Origin of the sequence: Xanthomonas sp. SS (assembly GCF_014236835.1) — a bacterium.
GTDB lineage: Bacteria > Pseudomonadota > Gammaproteobacteria > Xanthomonadales > Xanthomonadaceae > Xanthomonas_A.
The window spans coordinates 1,489,885-1,509,613 of record NZ_CP051190.1; the positions used below are offsets into that span (position 1 = coordinate 1,489,885).

Below are 19,729 nucleotides of genomic sequence, written 5' to 3' on the forward strand. Positions count from 1 at the left end.
CGCCGGCCGCGCCTCAGCCGTCGCGCAGCGCGCTGTGGCCGCGGATCAGGTCGGCGGCGCGCTCGGCGATCATCATCGTCGGGCCGTTGGTGTTGCCGCTGACCAGGCGCGGCATCACCGATGCATCGACCACGCGCAGGCCTTCCAGCCCGCGCAGGCGCAGCTGCGGATCGACCACGGACCACGCATCGTTGCCCATGCGGCAGGTGCCGATCGGGTGGTAGATGGTCTCGGCCTTGGCGCGGATGTAGGCGACCAGGCCGGCTTCGTCCAGGTCGTCGCGTGCCGGCAGCAGCGGCGCGCCGCGCCAGGGATCGAACGCCGGCTGCTGCAGGATGCGCCGCGCCAGGCGCGCGCATTCCACCAGCATGCGCAGGTCGAAGCCGTCTGGATCGCTGAGGTAGTTCGCCTGGATCCGCGCCGGCGTGCGCGGGTCGGCGTCGTTGAGCGACAGGCGGCCGCGGCTGCGCGGCTGCAGGTGGCAGGCGTGCAGGGTGAAGCCGTCGCCGGGCAGCCGGTTGCGGCCGTGGTCGTCGAGCATCGCCGGCACGAAATGCAGCTGGATGTCGGCGCGCGCATCCGGCGCCAGCGGCGAGCGGATGAAGCCGCCGGCCTCGGCGATGTTGCTGCTGCCGGCGCCGCGGTGGCCGCGCAGGAAATAGTCGAAGGCGATCTTCAACTGGTTGCGGCGGTCGTAGCTGATGCCCGGGCGGGTGCGGTACAGCGTGCACACGTCCAGATGGTCCTGCAGGTTGGCGCCGATCTGCGGCTGGTCCAGGCGCACGGTGATGCCATGGCGCTGCAGTTCGTCGGCCGGGCCGATGCCCGAGAGCATCAGCAATTGCGGCGAGTTCACCGCGCCGGCGCTGAGCAGCACTTCGCGCGCGGCCCGCGCCTGCACTTCGGCTCCGCGTTGCGCGTAGGCCACGCCGACCACGCGTTCGCCCTCGACCAGCAAGCGCAACACCAGCGCGTCGGTGATCACCTGCAGGTTGGCGCGCGCCTGCGCCGGCGCCAGGTAGGCGACCGCCGCCGAGCAGCGCGCGCCGTCCTTCTGGGTGACCTGGTACAGGCCCACGCCCTGTTGCTGCGGGCCGTTGAAATCGCGGTTGTGGGCGAAACCGGCCTGCTCTCCGGCAGCGATGAACACGTCCGAAAGCGGGTTGTGGTAGCGCAGATCGGACACGTGCAGCGGCCCGTCGTCGCCGTGCAGCGCATCGCCGCCGCGGCTGTTGCGTTCGCTGCGCCGGAAATACGGCAACACGCCCTGCCAGTCCCAACCCTCGGCGCCGGCGGCGGCCCAGTCGTCGTAGTCGGCGGGCACGCCGCGCACGTAGCACATCGCATTGATCGAACTGGAGCCGCCCAGCACCTTGCCGCGCGGCCACCACAGGCGCCGATCGTTCAAGGCCGGCTCCGGCGCGGTGAGGTAGTTCCAGTTGATGCGGCGGTTGCCGGCCAGTCGCGCCAGGCCGGCCGGCATGTGGATGAAGGGATTGCGGTCGCGCGGCCCGGCCTCGATCAGCAGCACCTTGCAATCGCGATCCTCGCTGAGCCGGTTGGCCAACACGCAGCCTGCCGAGCCTGCGCCGATGATGATGTAGTCGTACACCCGCGGTCCCCCTGTTTCGTGGCGCCGACGCTAGTCGCCGTGGATAGAGCATATGCTCGGCCGCGCCGCGGGGTGCAGACGCCGCGATGCACATGGGTCTGCGCGTGTCGGCGACGCTGGCGATGTTGCAGTGCATCGGCTACCGTGCGCGCAACCACACGGCGAACGGCGGGCCGATGCAAGCGGAAAACAAGCGCGTCCAGACCGGCGAGCTGCGCGCGGTGCTGCTGTCCTTCGTCTACTTCTTCTGCGTGCTGGCGGCGTACTACGTGATCCGGCCGGTGCGCGAACAGCTGTCGGCCGCGGTGGGCTCGACCCAGCTGCCCTGGTTCTTCATGGCCACCTTCGTCGCCACCTTGCTGCTGACCCCGCTGTTCGCGTGGATGGCGGCGCGCTGGCCACGGCGGATCGTGGTGCCGGCGGTGTACGTGTTCTTTGCGCTGTGCCTGCTCGGCTTCGTGCCGCTGTTCAGCGGCTACGGCGGGCTCAGTCCGCGTGCGCTGGGCATCGTGTTCTTCGTCTGGGTCAGCGTGTTCAACCTGTTCGTGGTGTCGGTGTTCTGGAGTTTCATGGCCGACATCTGGAGCAACGAACAGGCGCGGCGGCTGTTCCCGTTGATCGGCCTGGGCGGCACCGCCGGTGCGGTGGCCGGCCCGCTGCTGACCCGTGGCTTGGTCGGCGTGATCGGCGTGGCGCCGCTGCTGGTGGTGTCGGCGGCGCTGCTGGGCGTGGCGCTGGTGTGCGTGATCCTGCTCGGGCGCTGGGCGCGGGTGCATGGCGCGCGCCGCCACGACGTCGGCCACGAGGCGGCGGTCGGCGGCGGCATGTTCGACGGCCTCAAGCAGATCCTGGCCAATCCGTTCATGCGCGGCATGGCGCTGCTGATGCTGCTGGGCGATTGCATCGGCACGGTCGGCTACATGCTGATGATCGATTACTCCGGCGCCACCTTCCACGACGCGGTCGAGCGCACCCAGTTCGCGGCCAACATCGACACGCTGACCAACGTGTTGCAGGTCGCGGTGCAGATAACCGTGACCCGCTGGCTGCTGATGAAGAAGGGCGCCGGCGCGGTGATCGCGCTGTGGGCGCTGGTCAGCGTGGGCACGCTGGTGGCCACCGCGTTGTCGCCCGATCCGTATGCCTTGGCGGTGTGGATCGTGCCCTGGGTGGTGCTGCCGCTGGTGATCACCCGTTCGCTGACCTACGGCATGGTCGGGCCGGCGCGCGAATCGCTGTACACGCGGGTGCCGCGGCAGCTGCGCTACCAGGGCAAGAATGCGGTGGATACGGCGGTGTGGCGCGCCGGCGACGTGGCCGTGGCCTCGGCAATGAACGGCCTGCGTGCGCTGGGCATGGGCGTGCCCGGTTTCGCCGCGTTTGCCGCGCTGGCGGCGACGGTCTCCGGCGTCATCGGTTGGCGCCTGGCACGTGCGGTCGAAAGCGCCGCGCCCGCTGCAGCGGCAGAGATGCCCCCGACGCGCTGAGCCTGCGCGCAGCAGGCCGCGCGGCCGCGGTGCCGGCCGCTGCGGCAACCGCTATGCTGTGCATCCTCTTTCGCCGATGGACGCGCGCATGACCCTGCTGGCCTCGATCCTGGTATGCCTGGTGGCCTTGCTGCACGTCTACATCCTGGTGCTGGAGATGTTCCTGTGGACCCGGCCGCTGGGCATGAAGGTGTTCCGCAACACGCCGGACAAGGCGCAGCTGACCAAGGTGCTGGCCGCCAACCAGGGCCTGTACAACGGCTTCCTTGCCGCCGGCCTAGGCTGGGGCGCGGCGACGCAGCGCGTGGACGTGATGCTGTTCTTCCTGGGCTGCGTGGTCGTGGCCGGCCTGTACGGCGCGTGGAGCGTCAGCCGCCGCATCCTGTTCGTGCAGGCGCTGCCGGCGGCGCTGGCGATCGCGGCGGTGCTGCTGGCCTATTGAGCCGGCTGCGTGAGCCGGCTGCGCGCCGGCATCGCGGTGCGGCGTCAGCCGTTCGCCGCCTTCGCGCGCGGCGACACCCACATGGCGATGCTGGCGAAGAACACCACCTGTTCGCGCGCGTCGCGGATCTCCACGCTGACCGGCAGTTCGTAGCCGCTGTCGGCGGCCACGATCGCCACGTCCGGCGTCGCCACCGCGTGCATCGTGCCGTTGGCCTTGCTGCGGTATTCGACGCGCATGCCTTTCGGGATCCAGCGCATCGACGGCGGCAGGCTGGCATCGACCATGACCCCGCCGGCCAACTCGGCCAGGTTGCACAGCGCGATCGCATGCACGGTGCCAATGTGGTTGCTGACCCGCCGCCGATGCGCGATGTGCGCCTCGCAGCGGCCCGGCTGCAACACGGTGATGCGCGGGGCGATGCTGGCGAAGTAGGGCGCCTTGAAGCAGACCGCGCGCGCGAACAGCCACTGCCCACCCGGCCAGCGTTGCATACGTTGGTACAGCGACAGCAATCGGCTCATGGTGTGTCCCTCAAATGACGACGGCGGACCGAAGTCCGCCGTCGTGGTGAGCGTGTTACCGAGTGGGTCTCAGGCCGCTTCGCGCGAATGGTCGTCGCCGGCCGTGGCGCGGTGGTAGTAGCTGGCCGAGCGCAGCTCGTCGGCGTCGAAATCGTCCACGCTGATCGTGTCCATGGTGATCTCGCGCAGTTCCTCCAGCTGGCGGCGCTCGTCGGCCGACAGCACGCCTTCGCGCACCGCCTCGTCCAGCTGCGAGGCGAAGTCCAGCGCCTCGATGCCCTTGCTCTTGAGCGCCTTCAGGAACTTGCGCTCGACCGGCTCGGCCAGCACCGCCTTGGTCAGGTAGCTGGCGATGCGGCCGCCCGGGTTGTTCTCGCACGGGGTCAGGAACACGCCCTGGCCGAGGCGGTCGCGGGCTTCGTTCGGCGTCATCAGCAGCGCGGCGACGCGGTGGCCCAGGCGGTCGCCCGGGGCTTCGGCGCGGCGGCCCCACGGGAAGATCAGCGCCCACATCAGCCAGCCCACCGGACGGATCGGGAAGTTGCGCAGCGCCGCCGACAGCGCCAGTTCGATCTTGTGCACGCTGTCGTGGAACGCCCATGCCAGCAGCGGCTGGTCGGTCGCCGGCGCGCCGTCGTCGTGGTAGCGCTTGAGCATCGCGCTGGTCATGTAGATGTGGCTCAGCACGTCGCCCAGGCGGCCGGACAGCGATTCCTTGAACTTCAGCTTGCCGCCGAGCATCAGCATCGACACGTCGGCCATCAGCGCCAGGTTCGCCGAATAGCGGTCCAGCTTGCGGAAGAAGCGGCGGGTGTAGGCGTCGCCGGGCGCGGCGCCGATGCGTGCGGCGGTCAGGCCGAACCACAGCGAGCGCACCGCGTTGGAGATCGCGAAGCCGATATGGCCGAACAGGTTGCGGTCGAACTCGTCGACGCCGGCCTTGTGGTCCGGATTGCCGGCGGCCTTCATTTCCTTCATCACCCACGGATGGCACAGGATCGCGCCCTGGCCGAAGATCAGCAGGCTGCGGGTCATGATGTTGGCGCCTTCCACGGTGATCGCGATCGGCGCGGCCTGCCAACTGCGGCCGGCGAAGTTGCGCGGGCCGAGGATGATGCCCTTGCCGCCGACCACGTCCATCACGTCGCTGATGACTTCGCGGCTCATCGTGGTGCAGTGGTACTTGGCGATCGCCGACGGCACCGACGGCACGTCGCCGCGGTCCACCGCCGCGGCGGTCGCCTGCGCCAGCGCACTGATCGCATAGGCCTTGCCGCCGATCCGCGCCAGCGCCTCTTCCACGCCCTCAAAGCGGCCGACCGACAGGCCGAACTGCTTGCGGATGCGCGCGTAGGCGCCGGTGACGATCGCGCCGTACTTGGCGCCGCCGCTGGCGGTGGAGGGCAGGGTGATCGAACGGCCGACGGCCAGGCACTCGTTGAGCATGTTCCAGCCCTTGCCGACCATGTCCACGCCGCCGATCAGCTGGCTGAGCGGGATGAACACCTCACGGCCGTGGATCGGGCCGTTCTGGAACGGCGAGTTCAGCGGGAAGTGGCGGCGGCCGATCTCCACGCCGGGGGTTTCGCGCGGCAGCAGCGCCAGGGTGATGCCGATGTCCTTGGTGTCGCCGATCAGGCCTTCAGGGTCGTACATGCGGAACGCCAGGCCGACCAGCGTCGCCACCGGCGCCAGGGTGATGTAGCGCTTGTCGAAGGTCAGCTTGACGCCGAGCACATTGGCGCCGTTCCACTCGCCCTTGCAGACGATGCCGTAGTCGGGAATCGAGGTCGCGTCGGAGCCGGCGAACGGGCCGGTCAGGCCGAAGCATGGCACTTCCTGACCCACTGCCAGACGCGGCAGGTAATAGTCCTTCTGTTCCTTGGAACCGTAGTGCAGCAGCAGTTCGCCCGGGCCCAGCGAGTTGGGCACGCCGACGGTGGAGCTGACAACGCTCGAGACCGAGGCGATCTTCTGGATCACCTTGTGGTGGGCCAGCGCGGAGAAACCCAGGCCGCCGTATTCCTTGGGAATGATCATGCCGAAGAACTTGTGCTTCTTGACGAAGCTCCACAGCTCCGGCGGCAGGTCGGCATGGACGTGGGTGATTTCCCAATCGTTGGTCATCCGGCACAGCTCTTCCACCGGGCCGTCGAGGAAGGCCTGCTCCTCGGCGGTCAGCTGCGGCTTCGGATAGTCGAGCAGCTTCTGCCAGTCCGGGTCGCCGGTGAACAGTTCGCCTTCGAAGCCGACCGAGCCGGTTTCCAGCGCGATCCGCTCGGTCTGCGACAGCGGCGGCAGCACCTTGCGGAACACCTTCAGCATCGGCGCGGTGAGCAGCGGCTTGCGCACGAACGGCAACAGCAGCGGCACCGCGACCAGCGCCAGCAGCACGGCGGCGACGATGGTGGCGACGTGGTGGGCGCCGAGCAGCCAGCATGCGACCAGCAGCGTGGCGCTCAGCGCGGCCCAGACGGCGAGCCGCATGCGGTGATAGGCGGCGAAGGCGCCTGCCAGCAACAACACGAGGAAGGGTGCGACGATGCTCATGGGCTTGCTCCGGGGACTTGCTCGGTGACGGCGGACGGTGCGCCGGCGTTAGCCGGTGGCAGTGCATCCAGATAATGCAACACAGTGGCGGTAAACGCGGCGTTGTCGTCGCCGGCCAGCATATGCGTGGCCTCGGGAAGGTGCACATGCTGCGCATGCGGCACCAACGACAGGAATTCTTCGATGGTCTGCGGCGTGACCAGATCGCTGCGCCCGCCGCTGATCAGCAGCACCGGGCAGTGCACCTTGCGCGCGGCCTGCGCGATCGCGTCCTGGTGCTGCTCGCCGTCGCGCGCCAGCTCCTCGACCAGGCGCGGGTCCCAGTGCCAGTACCAGCGGCCGTCGGCGTGCCGACGCAGGACGCTGCGCAGCGCGTCGGGCGACTTGCGCGCGCGCTGCGGCAGATAGGCGGCGATGGCATCGCCGGCGTCGTCCAGCGTGGCGAAGCCGTGCGGATGCGCGGTCATGAAGGCGAGGATGCGTTCGACCCCGGCCGGTTGCCAGCGCGGGGTGATGTCGACCAGCACCATCGCCCGGAACAGGCCCGGCCAGCGCGCCTCGGCCATCAGCCCGAACAGTCCGCCCATCGAGGCGGCGACCAGCACCGGCGCCGGCGCCATTTCGCCGGCGACCACGATCAGGTCGTCGGTGAACTGTTCGCCGCGGTAGGGCAGGGCGGCGGGATTGCGGGTGGAGTCGCCATGGCCGCGCGCGTCGTAGGCGACGCTGCGATAGCCGTGAGCCTGCAATGCCGCGGCGCTGGCCATCCAGGCGTGCCGGGTCTGCCCGAAACCGTGCGCGAACAACAGGCTGCCCGCAGCGCCCGGCTCGGTGACAGTCGCGGCCAGCTGCATGTCGTCCGCGCCAGCGAGCAGGGCGGAGGCCGCAATCGGCATGCTGGAAGGAGAGGAAACCATACGAGCTAGTATGGATGAGCCGGCGGCGATGTCAATACGATGCAGTATGGAAACGAAAAGCCAATGCTGCCGGGCATTTGCGTGCGATTCATCGAGGGCACATACTGCAACCGACTTCCCCGTATGGTTAAATCGACGGATGAACAATGCCTCCGTGTCTACCACCGACGATGCCGCCGCTCCCAGCGGTGGCCGCAACAACCGACTCAGCGCCGAAGATTGGGCGCAGGCCGCACTGGACCTGATCGCCGAACAGGGCGTCAACTCGGTAGCGGTGGAACCGCTGGCACGGCGTCTGGGCGTGACCAAGGGCAGCTTCTACTGGCACTTCCCCTCGCGCGATGCGTTGCTGCAGGCGGCGCTGGAGCGCTGGGAACTGGTCGAGCAGCAACAGGTGTTCGGCAGCCTGGAAGAGGTGCCGGATCCGCGCACCCGGTTGCGCGCGCTGTTCCAGCTGGTCGCGCACGAGGTCAAGCCGCACATCATCTACAGCGAATTGCTGAAGGCGCTGGACCATCCGGCGGTGCGTCCGGTCATCGACCGGGTCTCGCAGCGGCGCATGGAGTACCTGATCGCCTCGTTCCGCCAGGCCGGCCTCAGCCGCACCGATGCCCAGCACCGCGCCCGCCTGGCCTACGCGGCCTACGTCGGTTTCCTGCAGTTGTCGCTGCAGTTGCACCAGCCCAAGCAGGCGCGCGAGGAGTTCGAGGCCTATGTCGAACACGTGATCGTGACCCTGATCCCCGGCTGATGTTCCAGGAACTGACCCGCTCCAGCGTGCACGAGCAAGTGCGCCGGCATCTCGCCCAGGGCGACTATCGGCGTGCCGATGCGCTGTGCGAACAGGTACTGGCCACGGCGGCGGACGATGTGACGCTGCGGCGCATGCACGCGACGCTGCTGACGGAGAGCGGCGAGATCGCGCGCGCGGCCGAGGCCTGGGCGCTAGTTGTCGCCGCCGAACCGAACCTGGAGGCGTGCAGCCGGCTGGGCATCTGCCTGGCCCACCTGGGCGAGCATGCGCAGGCGTTGCCGGCGTTCGAACAGGCCTTGCGGCTGTCGGCGGACGCGTTCCTGGTGCGGCTGTGCTACGCCGAGAGCCTGGATGCAGTGGGACGCGGCGACGACGCCTTGCCGATGTACTTCGCCGCGGTGCATGCCGCGCAGGCCAAGGGCCGCTGGCTCAATCAGCACAGCACCGCGCCGGAGTTGCGGCCGCGGGTGATCGCGGCGATGGCGCGGATCGACCAGGGACGGCACGCCTTGTTCGCGGCGGCGGTACAGCCGCTGATCGACCGTTTCGGCGAAGCGGCGCTGCGCCGGGTGACGGCCGCGCTGCGGATCTATCTGGGGCTGCAGCCGCGCCCTGCCGACGACGGCCAGCGCCCCACCTTCCTGTATGTGCCCGATCTGGATCCCTCGCCGTATCTGGACGCGTCGCGTTTCCCCTGGTACGCGCGGCTGCAGGCCGCCACCGAGGGCATCTGCAACGAACTGCGGCAGGTGCTGGCCTCGCGCCAGGCGGTGCAACCGTTCCTGGATTTCAGCAACGGCGCCACGCCGCAGGACTACCTCAGCGCCAAGCACGGCGATGGCGCCTGGGATGCCTATTTCTTCTACCGGCACGGCGTTGCGCATGCCGAGAACCTGCAGCGTTGCCCGGTCACCACGGCGGCGCTGGCGCATGTGCCGTTGACCAAGATCGATCTGCACGCGCCGGAGGTGCTGTTCTCGATCCTGGCGCCAGGCACCACGATCAAGCCGCACTACGGGGTCAGCAACTCGCGCGTTGTCACCCATCTGCCGCTGATCGTGCCGCCGGAGTGCGCGCTGGAGGTCGCCGGCATCACCCACCACTGGCAAGTCGGGCAGCTGGTCACCTTCAACGACACCTGCCTGCACCAGGCCTGGAACCACAGCGAGCAGCTGCGGGTGGTGATGATCCTGGACACTTGGCATCCGGACCTGGAAGAGGCCGAGACGCTGGCGCTGCGGCAGCTGATCGAGACGATCGGCGCGTTCAACCTGCGCGCGGGCCTGTAGCCGGCGCAGCCGTCCAGCCGCGTGCGGCCCGGTTCGCGCACGCACTACCGGGCCGGCGCGTGCCGCTCAGCGCTTGAACATCAGGTAGGTGGACAGGATGTACTTGTCGTTGGAGACCGGCGGATTGCCGACGTGCTGGTACATCCAGTAAGGCGGGAACATCAGCAGCCTGCCGGTGCGCGGCACGGTCTCCACGTCCAGGTCGCAGAAGCGCGTGGTGCCGCCTTCGGCGACGTCGTTGAGGTACCACAGGAACACCAGGTAGCGTTCGGACACCTCGTCGATCGAATCGAAGTGCGGCTGGAAACGGTCGCTGCCGCCGACCTGGTATTTCTTCAGGATCAGCCGGTCGATGGTGGGGCGGTACGGGATCGACAGGGTCAGCCCGAGGTCCTGGTTGTAGCGCGCCAGGTAGTGCTCGATCTTGTCCAGGAAGAATCCCAGGAACGCCGGGTCGGCGAGCTTGCCGACATCCAGTTCGGTCCAGTTGCTGTCGCCGAGCACCGCACGGCTGTTGCTGCCGTTGCGCTGGTGATGCGCGCGCGAGGCCTCGAAGCCGTCGATCAGCTGGCGGCAGAACGCCTCGGGCAGCGCATCGTCGTAGCTGCGGATGTAGTCGCTCAGCGCTTTCATGGCGCAGGCATCTCCAGGTCGTAGTTCCAATGCGCGGCCACCGGTTGCAGGATCGGCAGCGCGCCGGCCAGCCACGGCGCGTAGGCGTGCCAGCGGTCCACCGCGCGCCGGTTCACCGGTTCCACCACCTGCGAATAGCTGGGCGTGCTGATGTAGCCCTTGCGCGCGGCGTGCTCGCTGAAGCCGGCCAGGAATTCGGGTTGCGCGATGCCGAGGAAGCCGCCGATGCGCTGCACCTGCGCGGGGAAATCGGCAACCGTTTCCTCGTACTTGAGGACCAACAGGTCCGGCTGCAGCAGCGCCTGATGGTGGATCCAGAAACGCATCGCGTTGACGTAGCTCTTGGCCAGGCGCTCCAGGCTGGAGCACAGCACCATGAACGCCGGGGAGCGGAAGTTCTGCATGTAGCAGCTCAGCAGCACGTCGCAAGGGTGGCGCAGGGCGAGGATGATCTTGGCGTTCGGGAACAGGCGCACGATCATCGGCAGGCGCAGCATGTTGAGCGGATTCTTGTCGACCAACTGCTGGCCCGGCGCCAGCGCGATGACCTTGGCGATCTCCGACCAGTACACCTGGCGCATCGCCTCCACCTGCGCCGCGTCCAGCGCGCCCAGATCGTAGGGGTAGCGCTTGCCCTGCGCTTCCATCCACTCGATGCAGCGCTGCAAGGTGGCGCGTTCGTCCATCGATGCGTAACCCGGGTGCGCGTCGAGCATCTGCTCGAGCATGGTGGTGCCCGAGCGCGGGAAGCCGACGATGAACACCGGCGAGGCGTCGCTGCCGGGCGCATCGCCGCGCGCGTCGGCATAGCGCGCCTGTGCGTCGTCCAGCCACAGGCTGGAGACCTGCAGCGGTTCTTCGTTGGAGTAGGCGATCTCCGGCACGCTATCGGCTGCGAGCTTGAAGTGGATGGCGTGCGCTTTCTCCAGCATGGCCATCGCGGCGGCGGGATGGCCTTGCTTGTCCTCGATGCCGGCGAGCGCGAAATAGGCGATGGCCTGGACCTGGATTTGCGGCTGCAGCTCTAGCAGGTTCTCGATTGCATGGCGTGCCGCGGCATAGTCCTTGCGGCGCTGCGCCAGCGACGCTTCCAGTTGCAGGATCTCCACGCGCGTCTGCCGGTCGTGCTGTTGCTGCGGCATGGATGCGGCCTGCGCCAACAGCGCAGTGGCCTGCTCGACGCGGTTGGTGCGTTCGTGCAACTGCGCCAGGCGGATGACGTTGGACAGCGACGGGGCCTGTCCGGGCCGGCTCTGCGTGAGCAGCGCTTCGGCTTCGTCGGTCCGGCCGACCTGGATCAAGGCGGTGGCCAGTTCCTCGCGCAGGTTGTCCGGCAGTTGCGGCCAGATCGCCGGCGGCGGCAGCAACGCCGCCGCGCGCTGGGCGTCGCCGCACTCGAAGCAGGCGATCGCGGCATAGATGCGTGCCTCGGGCTGGCTGGGGTCCAGGTCCACGGCATCCAGAAATCGGTGGCGGGCATGGGCGATGTCACCCTTGTCCAGCAATACCAGGCCGTAATCGACCAGGTAGTGATATGTCTGCGGCGCAAGCGCCAGGGCTTGCCGATAGGCGTGTTCGGCCGGGGCGTGCTCGCCGAGCGTACGCAGGGTCAGGCCGAGATTGGCCCAATGCGCGGATTCGTGCGGCTGCAGTTCGGTCAATCGCTGGTAGATGGAGGCAGCGCCGGCGGTATCGCCCGCATGCTGCAGCGACATCGCCAACAGCGTGTTCCAGGAAGGATCGCCAGGAGCGTTGGCCAGCGCCTTGTGACAGAGGTCGGCGGCCATGTCGGCCTGACCCTGGTCGATCAATTGGATGGCGTATTGCAGTTGCGGTGAGTTCATTCGGATCTGCCAATGAAAAGGGCCGCGCGAATGGTTCGCGCGGCCCCGTCTTCAAATCAAGAGCGTCGTTGCCGTGCTCAGAAGTTCATGCTGTAGCGAGCCCACAGGTAGCGGCCCACAGTGTCGAAGCTGTTGACGTCCGTGTTCGCGTTGAGCACGTTGTTCTGGTACATCATCGGCGGCTGCTTGTCGAACACGTTGTCCAGGCCCACTTCCACCTTCGAATTGAACCACGGCAGCGCGTAATTCATGCTGACGCTGTGCAGGAAGTAAGAGCCGAAGTTGGTCACAACACCACAATACTGAGGTGCGTTTACGGGGTCGCAAGCAGCGTCAGAACTCTGAATGTTGAAAGGACCAACGTAACGGATACGCCAGCTAGCGCCCAGATCGCCCTTCTGCCAATTGACGAACAAGCGGCCGCGCACCCGCGAATACAGGCCGTAGCTCTTGTTATAGGTGCCGGCGATGTGAGTCACGTCGCCACTCGGATCAGCCGGATTGGTCTTGTTATCGTAGCGTGCGATATAGGTGCCATCCAGGCCGAAGGTGTAGCTACCCGACGCGGTATCCGGCAGGCGGTAGCGCAGCGCCAGATCCCAACCCTTGGTGTCCAGGCGGCCCAGGTTGACGATGGGTTCGCGGATGAAGTTGACCTGGCCATCCGAGAAGCGGTTGATGAAACCGCAGAAGGGGCTGTTGCCGTCGGCGTAACAGATGTCGGTCACGATCTGCGCATCCGCACGGTTGATCGTGTCGTTCAGATACAGGCGCCAGTAGTCAAGGCTGGCAGAGAAGCCCGGGAGCCATTCCGGGTCATACACGACGCCCCAGTCGAACGATTTGCCTTGTTCCGGCTTGAGATCGAAGCCGGCAGCCGCCGAGCCAGACCACACGCCATTGCTCTGCGAGTTCGGGGGAGGCGCGATGCCAGTGCCGGGGATCGCCGTCGCACCGGTGGGCGCGCCGCATGCGGCTTCGTGGTCGCGTGGCGCGCCCGCGGCGCCATAGCCCGTGCACTTGTCGGCGAGGTTCGGCGCATCACCGCTCGGACCTGCATACAGGTTGTCGATGGTCGGGGCGCGGAACACTTCGGCCACCGTGCCGCGCAGCAGCAGGTTCTCGATCGGGCGCCACTCCAGCTGGATCTTGCTGTTGGTGGTGTTGCCGAAGGTGTTGTAGTCCGAATAGCGCGTACCCAGGGTCAGCGCCAGCAGGTGCGCGAACGGGACTTCCGACAACAGCGGGACGTACAGTTCGCCGTAGACTTCCTTGACGTTGTACTTGCCGCTCAGCGGGGTGCCGCAGGCCTCTTGCGAGATGAAGCAGCTGCCGTCCGGATTGGCGAGCGCAATGTAGTCCACCGAGTTCTTCTGGTACTCCTCGCGCCAGGAGACGCCGACCGCCAGCTGCGCGGCGCCGGCCGGCAGCGTGAACAGCTCGCCGTTGGCATTGGCTTCGAAGCTGCGCATCTGGTACGTGGTGGAGTAGGTCGGACGCGCTTCGTAATCCTTCAGCGTCGAGATCGTCTGCGGATCGTTGATGTTGAAGATGTTGAGCGGGGTACAGCCGGAAATCACATTGCCGGCGCTGCCGCACTTGACCACGCCATCGGTGTCCTGGAACGACGGGCCCAGCGCGTCGCGCAGGCCGGCGTAGTACACATAGCCGTAGCTGGTGTTCTCGCGGGTGTAGTGGCCGTAGTTCATCGCCGCGTCCCACTTCCAGGACGTGTCGCCGACGAAGCCTTCCAGGCCGGCGACGACTTGGTCGGTGACGGTGCTGTAGTAAGAACGGCGCTGGCCCAGCGAGGTGAAGCGGGTCAGGAACGATTGGCCGCCCGCATTGGCGCTGAACTCGGTGCCGAAGGGGTTGTAATAGTTGTCGGCAGAAATCACCACCTTGTCGTTGCGGGCATCGAAGGGCAACGCGGCGATGGCGAAGTTCGAGCTGGTCTTGTTGTGGTAGACCTGGGCAAACGCGTTGATGCTGTCGGTGATCTGGTAGTTGGCCAGAAAGAACGCATTGGTGCGCTCCTGCGGCGTCATGATCAGGTTGGTGGCCTGATAGTTGAAGGCGTCGCGCGAACCGGAATAGCAGCGGTAATCGCCTTGCGACGCGCCGCTGGCGCCCGGGGTCAGAGTGACGGAGCCGCAGCCGTATTGCGTGGCCAGGGCGGGGGGCAGTGAGATACGCCCGCCGGGGGTGCGGCTGGAGCCGAGAACAGTCACCGAGCCGCTGTACAGGTAGGTGGCGTCCTTGGAGTACTTGCGGTTCGCCGAGGAGATGCCGTCGAACTTGTTGTAGTTCAGGCCCGCCATGATGTTGCCGCGGTCGCCGACCTGGCCGAAGGTGATCGAGCCGCCGTTGCGCGCGCCGTCGCTCAGGTGGGTGGCCTGGCCGTAGTCGACGCTGACCGAGAGACCTTCGAAGTCCTTGCGCATGATGAAGTTGACCACGCCGGCGACGGCATCGGAGCCGTACACGGCCGAGGCGCCGCTGGTCAGCACTTCGATGCGCTCCACCGCGCTGGCGGGGATCGAGTTGACGTCGTTGTTGGCGACGCGGCGGCCGTTGACCAGCAGCAGCGTGCGCTCATCGCCCAGGCCGCGCAGGTCGACCGTGGACTTGCCGTCGCCGCCGCCGTTGTTGACCGCCGGGGAGGCGGGTGCGCCGGACATCGCCGGCAGCTCCTGCACCAGTTCGCCGAGGGTCAGCTTGCCGGTCTGCTCGATCGCGGCGCGATCGATCACCACCACCGGGCTGGCGGTTTCGGTCTCGACGCGGGCAACGCGCGAGCCGGTCACCTGGATCGTGTCCAGGGTCTTGGAGGGGTCGCTGGAAGAGCTGTCCTGGGCAACCGCTGCGCCCGTGCTGAGCAGGGCGGTGGTGCCAGCGGCGAGCGCGAACGTGATGGCGTCGCGCAGGCGATGGGTCTTGCAATTCATTGGCTCTCTCTCCGAATGAGATGTGGTGTCAACTGAAGGTTGTCCAGCGGTGGCGTCGAAAGGCGACGCCAAAATCCGCAGGGTGAACCGATAGTAACTGCGTCTTCAGAGAAATTAAAGAGTTGTTAATAAGATCGACATAAGTGTGATGCAAGTATCACTAATTTGCTCCCGCCGGACAAAAAAAAAGCCCCACAAGGGGGCGTTTTTCCGCAGCAACTCCTTTTCCGAACAAGGAGTTGCTGGTTACAAGTCCTGTTCGTAGCGCACGTAGGGGATGGTGCCTTCCTCGGTGCTGATGTTGTTCGGGGCGAACGGGTTCTTGCCGCGGGTGATCACGTTCTCGGCGCCGACGGTCAGCTGGCCGCTCCACGGAGTGCGCCAGGTCAGGCCCACGCCGAGCCCGGACCACTTGCCCGGCTGGCCCGGCGCGTCGACGACGCGGCCGATGACGTTGGCGCTGAACGAGCCGTAGCCGCCGCCGATGCTCAGGCTCTTGCTGTCCCATTGGTCGACCAGCGCCTGCGAGGCATCGGCGATCGGGACCAAGCGCGCACGCGCATAGGTGCCGCCGATCGAGACGAAGCCTTCGCGGCCGATGTTCTGCTGCGCGAACACGGTCAGGTCGTTCTGCTCCATGCGCAGCGCGGGCGTCTTGTTGGGTCCCGCCAGCCACGCCGGCATGTTCTCGCGGCCAGTGCCTGCCGACAGCGACACGCGCCCGCCGGGGCGGTTGAAGGTGGTGGTCGCGGCAACGTGGTGGCCGACATCGTTGTCTTCGTCGCCGAGGCTGGCAAGCATGCAATGGCTGGCCAGCCCGCTGATGCTGCTGCCGCTGGCGCTGTTGCACAGCAGGCCAAGCGAGTCGCCGGAGGACAGGCCGAAGGCGGCGTCGAGCGAGTTGCGGCCGAAGTGCCAGCGCGCGCCGGCCGCCTGTTCGCCGGTCGGCTCCAGGTACAGCAGCGCCTCGACCTTGCCGCTGCCCTTGTTCCAGATCGGCAGCACGGTGCGGTCCGCGGGCTTGCTCTGCGCATGCGCGCCCGTGGTCGCCGCAAGGGCGATCAGCAGGGCAAGTGGCAGGCGCAGTAGGGCTCGCATCGGCAGTGTGTGACTCTCGGGCGGGGACTAAAGTTCCCGCCGTTCAGGGTGAACGATACTAGTGGGTTTATGTTTCTTTAACAAGTCGAGCTCCCCGGTCCTAGCCCTCGCCCCTGGCTATTGCAAGCGCTCCGAGGGCGCCGGTTCAGCCGAGGTTACGGCGAACAATACGCCGAATTCCGTCAAGGGGAAGTCATAGTGTCGGCCGCAGAACTCGCACCGTATCTCAACTTGGCCGGTTGCCTCGGCGGCGGCGCGCGCTTCTTCCTCACCCAGCGAGCGCAGCATGGCCGCCACCCGCTCGCGCGAGCAGGAGCAGCCGAAGCGCAGCGGCTTGGTGCCCAGCAGCTCCGGCGCTTCCTCGTGGAACAGCCGGTGCAGCAGGGTTTCGGCCGGCAGGGCCAGCAGTTCGGCTTCGCTTACCGTCTCGAACAAGGCGCCGGCGCGGTTCCAGCCGTCCTCGTCGCCGCTGTCCCCGGGCAGTTTCTGCAGCAGCAGGCCGGCCGCCTGGTGGCCGTCGGCGGCCAGGATCAGTCGCGTCGGCAATTGTTCGGACTGGCGGAAATAGTCTTCGAAGGCCTCGCCCAGTTCGGCCGCCGACAGCGCCACCAGGCTCTGGTAGCGCTGCGGCTCGCGCGGGTCCAGGCCGGGATTTTCGATGGTGATCGCCAGCAGCGCGCCGTCGCCGAGCGCGCGCAGGTCGCGCGGGGCGTCGCTGCCCTCGCCCAACTGGACGATGCCGCGCAGGGTGCCGGCCGCGGTGCATTCGGCGAACAGGGTGCGCAGCGCGCCCTGGCTGCGCAGTTGCACCGACAGGCGCCCGTCGACCTTGGTGTGGCCGGTGAACAGGGCCGCGGCGACGCAGGCCTCGCCCAGCAACTCGGTCGCCGCGGCGGGATAGCTGGCCGGCGCGAGGATGTCGCGCCAGGTGGACTCCAGGCGCACGTGCACGCCGCGCACGCCGGCGCTGGGCAGCAGGAAGCGGGTCAGGTGATCGTGATCGGAAGAACTCATCGCGGCCTCGCTGCGCATGGGAAGATGGCGACCGCAGGATAGTGGGTCATCTCGGTGGACAAAGTCGAAGAAGGCATAGCAATGGGGGCGCCGCGGGGCGTTGCAAGTGGCGCGGCGGTGCCGCGGCGCAGGCGTTGGCTGCGCTGGCTGCTGGCGGCGCCGCTGTTGTTCGCGCTGGCGAGCACGTCGCAGGTGATCATGCTGCGCTTCGTCGATCCACCGTTCTCGGCGATGATGCTCGAGCGCCAACTCGGCGCCTGGGGCGAGGGCGACTGGTCGTTCCGCGTCGCCTACGACTGGCGCGACAGCGCGCAGATCGCCCCGAGCCTGCCGATTTCGCTGGTGGCCGCCGAGGACCAGCGTTTCCCGAGTCACCACGGCTTCGATCTGGAGGCGATCGAGAAGGCGCGCGACCACAATGCGCGCGGCGGGCGCCTGCGCGGCGCCAGCACGATCAGCCAGCAGGTGGCCAAGAACGTGTTCCTGTGGCAGGGCCGCAGCTGGCTGCGCAAGGGCTTGGAGGCCTGGTACACGGTGCTGATCGAGGCGCTGTGGTCGAAGCAGCGGATCCTGGAGGTGTATGCCAACGTCGCCGAGTTCGGCGACGGGGTGTACGGCGCGCAGGCGGCGGCGCGCAGTTTCTGGGGCAAGGATGCGGCGCAACTGAGTCCGGCGCAGAGCGCGCTGCTGGCGGCGGTGCTGCCGGCGCCGCAGCGCTACGCCGCCGCGCGCCCGGGGCCGTACGTACAGCGCCGCGCCAACTGGATCCAGCGGCAGACCCGGCAGCTCGGCGGCCCTGCCTATCTGCAGTAGCCTTAGGAACATTTGAGCTACTGCGCGTGCGACGTTGGCCGCGATACGGCGTTTTGTAGCGGATGCGCTGCGTTTAGCCCCTCTCCCATCGGGAGAGGGGTTGGGGTGAGGGTACGGCGCGAAGCGTCTCGCGGATTTGAGTATGCGAGGCTTCGCCCGTACCCTCATCCGCCCCTGCGCGCCACCTTCCCCAAAAAGGGGGCCATGGTCCCGAGGGGAGAAGGAACAGCCGTTGCCGGTGGGAGGAGGGAGCGACTCCGGATTCTCTTCATGCGGCGCACTGCCGCTGGTGAACGCGCAGGCCGCTCCGTACCATCGGCACATGGAACCCGAGCGCCTGACCGTCGTCGTCACTGCCTTCAACGAGGCGCAGACCCTGCCGCTGCTGCAGCCGCGGATCCTCGCCGCGCTCGATGGCCTGGACGATGTGGAGGGGCGGGTGCTGTATGTGGACGACGGCAGCCGCGATGCGACCTGGGAGGTGATCCTGGCGCTGGCCGCGGCCGATCCGCGAATCGGGGCGCTGCGCCTGTCGCGCAATTTCGGCAAGGAGCTGGCGCTGACCGCAGGCCTGGATTTCGTCGAGCGCGGCGCGGCGATGCTGCTGGACGCCGACGGCCAGGATCCGCCGGAGCTGATCGGGGAATTCGTCGCGCAGTGGCGCGCCGGCTACGACGACATCTACGGAACCCGCATCGCGCGCGACGGCGAAGGCTGGCTCAAGCGCGGCACCGCGTCGCTGTTCTACCGGGTGATCGGGCGCCTGTCGAAGACACCGATTCCGGCCGACACCGGCGATTTCCGCCTGCTGTCGCCGCGCGCGCTCTCCGCGTTGGCGCAGTTGCGCGAGCGCCATCGTTTCATGAAGGGCCTGTTCGGCTGGGTCGGTTTCCGCCAGATGGCGTTGCCGTACCGGCGCGCGCCGCGCCTGGCCGGGCGCAGCAAGTTCGGCCTGTGGCGGTTGTGGAACTTCGCGCTGGAAGGCATCACCAGTTTTTCCACCGCGCCGCTGCGGGTGGCGACCTATCTGGGTCTGGCGACCGCGGTGGCCGCGTTCGTGTTCGGCACCTGGATCGTGATCAAGGCGGCGCTGTGGGGCGATCCGGTCGCCGGCTGGCCGACGATGATGGCGGTGATCCTGTTCCTGGGCGGCGCGCAGCTGATCGCGCTGGGCCTGATCGGCGAATACCTGGGCCGGCTGTACGAGGAATCCAAGCAGCGGCCGCTGTATCTGGTCGACACCTGGCGTGCACCGGGCGGAGGAGTATCCTCGGCCGTACGATCAAGCGAACCGGGAGGCAGCGATGCGTACGGTACGACAGTTGTTGGGCGACAAGGGCGGTGAGATCCACGCGGTGTCGCCGGATGCGGCGGTGGTCGATGCGCTGCGGCTGATGGCCGACAAGGGCATCGGCGCAGTGCTGGTGATGCAGGACGGGCGTCTGGCCGGCATCCTCTCCGAGCGCGACTATGCGCGCAAGGTGGTGCTGCAGGACCGCTCTTCGGCGACCACGCCGGTGCGCGACATCATGAGCGCGAAGGTATACACGGTGGACCCGTCGCAGAGCGTGCAGCAATGCATGGAGCTGATGACCGGCCAGCGCATCCGCCATCTGCCGGTGGTGCAGGCCGGCGCGGTGGTCGGGGTGATCTCGATCGGCGACCTGGTCAAGGCGGTGATCGAGGAACAGCAGCAGGAACTCGATCAGCTGCAGCGATACATCACTAGCTAGCCGGGATTCGGGATTTGGGATTTGGGATTCGTAAAAGCAGAAGCCGGCTGACGTGCTTTTGACTTTTCGAA

General features: G+C 67.6%; 16 protein-coding genes. 7 read left to right on the plus strand and 9 right to left on the minus strand.

From position 1 onward, the window contains the following. Positions 1-13 precede the first annotated feature (13 nt). Positions 14-1,612: a GMC family oxidoreductase gene (locus tag HEP74_RS06205; protein WP_185815665.1), complete on the minus strand. Its 1,599-nt coding sequence runs from the start codon at positions 1,610-1,612 to the stop codon at positions 14-16. Between the two features lie 92 nt (positions 1,613-1,704). On the opposite strand from HEP74_RS06205, the gene HEP74_RS06210 reads away from it, so the two are divergent. After that, positions 1,705-3,099 (plus strand): MFS transporter, encoded by a 1,395-nt coding sequence (locus tag HEP74_RS06210; RefSeq protein ID WP_185816523.1) that lies wholly within the window; start codon positions 1,705-1,707, stop codon positions 3,097-3,099. Positions 3,100-3,187: 88 nt separating this feature from the next. After that, complete coding sequence (locus tag HEP74_RS06215) at positions 3,188-3,541, plus strand: DUF1304 domain-containing protein (protein WP_185815666.1); 354 nt, start codon at positions 3,188-3,190, stop codon at positions 3,539-3,541. Positions 3,542-3,585: 44 nt separating this feature from the next. Here the strand turns inward: HEP74_RS06215 and HEP74_RS06220 are convergent, their stop codons facing one another. From HEP74_RS06220 to HEP74_RS06230, 3 genes are all read right to left on the minus strand, one after another. Continuing rightward, complete coding sequence (locus HEP74_RS06220) at positions 3,586-4,065, minus strand: hotdog fold domain-containing protein (protein WP_185815667.1); 480 nt, start codon at positions 4,063-4,065, stop codon at positions 3,586-3,588. A gap of 69 nt (positions 4,066-4,134) precedes the next feature. Then, on the minus strand, positions 4,135-6,615 hold the full coding sequence (locus HEP74_RS06225) for an acyl-CoA dehydrogenase (protein WP_185815668.1): 2,481 nt from the start codon (positions 6,613-6,615) through the stop codon (positions 4,135-4,137). Further along, positions 6,612-7,532, minus strand: a complete 921-nt coding sequence (locus HEP74_RS06230) for an alpha/beta fold hydrolase (RefSeq protein WP_185815669.1) — start codon at positions 7,530-7,532, stop codon at positions 6,612-6,614. Before HEP74_RS06230 ends, HEP74_RS06225 begins: the two co-directional genes overlap by 4 nt. A gap of 139 nt (positions 7,533-7,671) precedes the next feature. Here HEP74_RS06230 and HEP74_RS06235 point away from each other — a divergent pair, with 139 nt between their 5' ends. Together HEP74_RS06235 and HEP74_RS06240 are read left to right on the plus strand one after the other, a co-directional pair. Then, positions 7,672-8,283, plus strand: coding sequence for a TetR/AcrR family transcriptional regulator (locus tag HEP74_RS06235; RefSeq protein WP_185815670.1), 612 nt, complete (start codon positions 7,672-7,674; stop codon positions 8,281-8,283). After that, the gene (locus HEP74_RS06240) at positions 8,283-9,575 is read left to right on the plus strand and encodes an aspartyl/asparaginyl beta-hydroxylase domain-containing protein (protein WP_185815671.1); all 1,293 of its coding nucleotides are present in this window, start codon (positions 8,283-8,285) and stop codon (positions 9,573-9,575) included. The genes HEP74_RS06235 and HEP74_RS06240 overlap by 1 nt, the downstream gene beginning before the upstream one ends. A 66-nt stretch (positions 9,576-9,641) precedes the next feature. Here the strand turns inward: HEP74_RS06240 and HEP74_RS06245 are convergent, their stop codons facing one another. From HEP74_RS06245 to hslO, 5 genes are all read right to left on the minus strand, one after another. Continuing rightward, on the minus strand, positions 9,642-10,208 hold the full coding sequence (locus tag HEP74_RS06245) for a 2OG-Fe(II) oxygenase (RefSeq protein ID WP_185815672.1): 567 nt from the start codon (positions 10,206-10,208) through the stop codon (positions 9,642-9,644). After that, positions 10,205-12,052, minus strand: coding sequence for a tetratricopeptide repeat-containing sulfotransferase family protein (locus HEP74_RS06250; protein WP_185815673.1), 1,848 nt, complete (start codon positions 12,050-12,052; stop codon positions 10,205-10,207). The genes HEP74_RS06245 and HEP74_RS06250 overlap by 4 nt, the downstream gene beginning before the upstream one ends. Before the next feature lie 77 nt (positions 12,053-12,129). Then, entirely contained in the window at positions 12,130-15,000 is a 2,871-nt protein-coding gene (locus HEP74_RS06255; RefSeq protein WP_185815674.1) for a TonB-dependent receptor plug domain-containing protein, read from the minus strand. Positions 15,001-15,246: 246 nt separating this feature from the next. Beyond that, on the minus strand, positions 15,247-16,098 hold the full coding sequence (locus tag HEP74_RS06260; RefSeq protein ID WP_185815675.1) for an XOO1806 family protein: 852 nt from the start codon (positions 16,096-16,098) through the stop codon (positions 15,247-15,249). 117 nt (positions 16,099-16,215) lie between these two features. After that, positions 16,216-17,130: an Hsp33 family molecular chaperone HslO gene (gene hslO, locus HEP74_RS06265; RefSeq protein WP_185815676.1), complete on the minus strand. Its 915-nt coding sequence runs from the start codon at positions 17,128-17,130 to the stop codon at positions 16,216-16,218. Positions 17,131-17,193: 63 nt separating this feature from the next. Between hslO and mtgA the strand changes: the two genes are divergently transcribed. From mtgA to HEP74_RS06280, 3 genes are all read left to right on the plus strand, one after another. Beyond that, complete coding sequence (gene mtgA / locus HEP74_RS06270; protein WP_185815677.1) at positions 17,194-17,925, plus strand: monofunctional biosynthetic peptidoglycan transglycosylase; 732 nt, start codon at positions 17,194-17,196, stop codon at positions 17,923-17,925. A 322-nt stretch (positions 17,926-18,247) separates the two neighbouring features. Continuing rightward, positions 18,248-19,270 carry a glycosyltransferase family 2 protein gene (locus tag HEP74_RS06275; protein WP_185815678.1) on the plus strand — a complete coding sequence of 341 codons (1,023 nt, stop codon included), beginning with the start codon at positions 18,248-18,250 and terminating at the stop codon, positions 19,268-19,270. Beyond that, positions 19,230-19,658: a CBS domain-containing protein gene (locus HEP74_RS06280; RefSeq protein ID WP_185815679.1), complete on the plus strand. Its 429-nt coding sequence runs from the start codon at positions 19,230-19,232 to the stop codon at positions 19,656-19,658. Before HEP74_RS06275 ends, HEP74_RS06280 begins: the two co-directional genes overlap by 41 nt. Positions 19,659-19,729 lie beyond the last annotated feature (71 nt).

Bases quoted from the DNA above. Each gene is read 5' to 3' on its own strand.
- HEP74_RS06210 (WP_185816523.1), top strand. From the start codon at position 1,705: ATGGGTCTGCGCGTGTCGGCGACGCTGGCGATGTTGCAGTGCATCGGC.
- HEP74_RS06215 (WP_185815666.1), top strand. From the start codon at position 3,188: ATGACCCTGCTGGCCTCGATCCTGGTATGCCTGGTGGCCTTGCTGCAC.
- HEP74_RS06220 (WP_185815667.1), bottom strand. From the start codon at position 4,065: ATGAGCCGATTGCTGTCGCTGTACCAACGTATGCAACGCTGGCCGGGT.
- HEP74_RS06225 (WP_185815668.1), bottom strand. From the start codon at position 6,615: ATGAGCATCGTCGCACCCTTCCTCGTGTTGTTGCTGGCAGGCGCCTTC.
- HEP74_RS06230 (WP_185815669.1), bottom strand. From the start codon at position 7,532: ATGGTTTCCTCTCCTTCCAGCATGCCGATTGCGGCCTCCGCCCTGCTC.
- HEP74_RS06235 (WP_185815670.1), top strand. From the start codon at position 7,672: ATGAACAATGCCTCCGTGTCTACCACCGACGATGCCGCCGCTCCCAGC.
- HEP74_RS06240 (WP_185815671.1), top strand. From the start codon at position 8,283: ATGTTCCAGGAACTGACCCGCTCCAGCGTGCACGAGCAAGTGCGCCGG.
- HEP74_RS06245 (WP_185815672.1), bottom strand. From the start codon at position 10,208: ATGAAAGCGCTGAGCGACTACATCCGCAGCTACGACGATGCGCTGCCC.
- HEP74_RS06250 (WP_185815673.1), bottom strand. From the start codon at position 12,052: ATGAACTCACCGCAACTGCAATACGCCATCCAATTGATCGACCAGGGT.
- HEP74_RS06255 (WP_185815674.1), bottom strand. From the start codon at position 15,000: ATGAATTGCAAGACCCATCGCCTGCGCGACGCCATCACGTTCGCGCTC.
- HEP74_RS06260 (WP_185815675.1), bottom strand. From the start codon at position 16,098: ATGCGAGCCCTACTGCGCCTGCCACTTGCCCTGCTGATCGCCCTTGCG.
- hslO (WP_185815676.1), bottom strand. From the start codon at position 17,130: ATGCGCAGCGAGGCCGCGATGAGTTCTTCCGATCACGATCACCTGACC.
- mtgA (WP_185815677.1), top strand. From the start codon at position 17,194: ATGGGGGCGCCGCGGGGCGTTGCAAGTGGCGCGGCGGTGCCGCGGCGC.
- HEP74_RS06275 (WP_185815678.1), top strand. From the start codon at position 18,248: ATGGAACCCGAGCGCCTGACCGTCGTCGTCACTGCCTTCAACGAGGCG.
- HEP74_RS06280 (WP_185815679.1), top strand. From the start codon at position 19,230: ATGCGTACGGTACGACAGTTGTTGGGCGACAAGGGCGGTGAGATCCAC.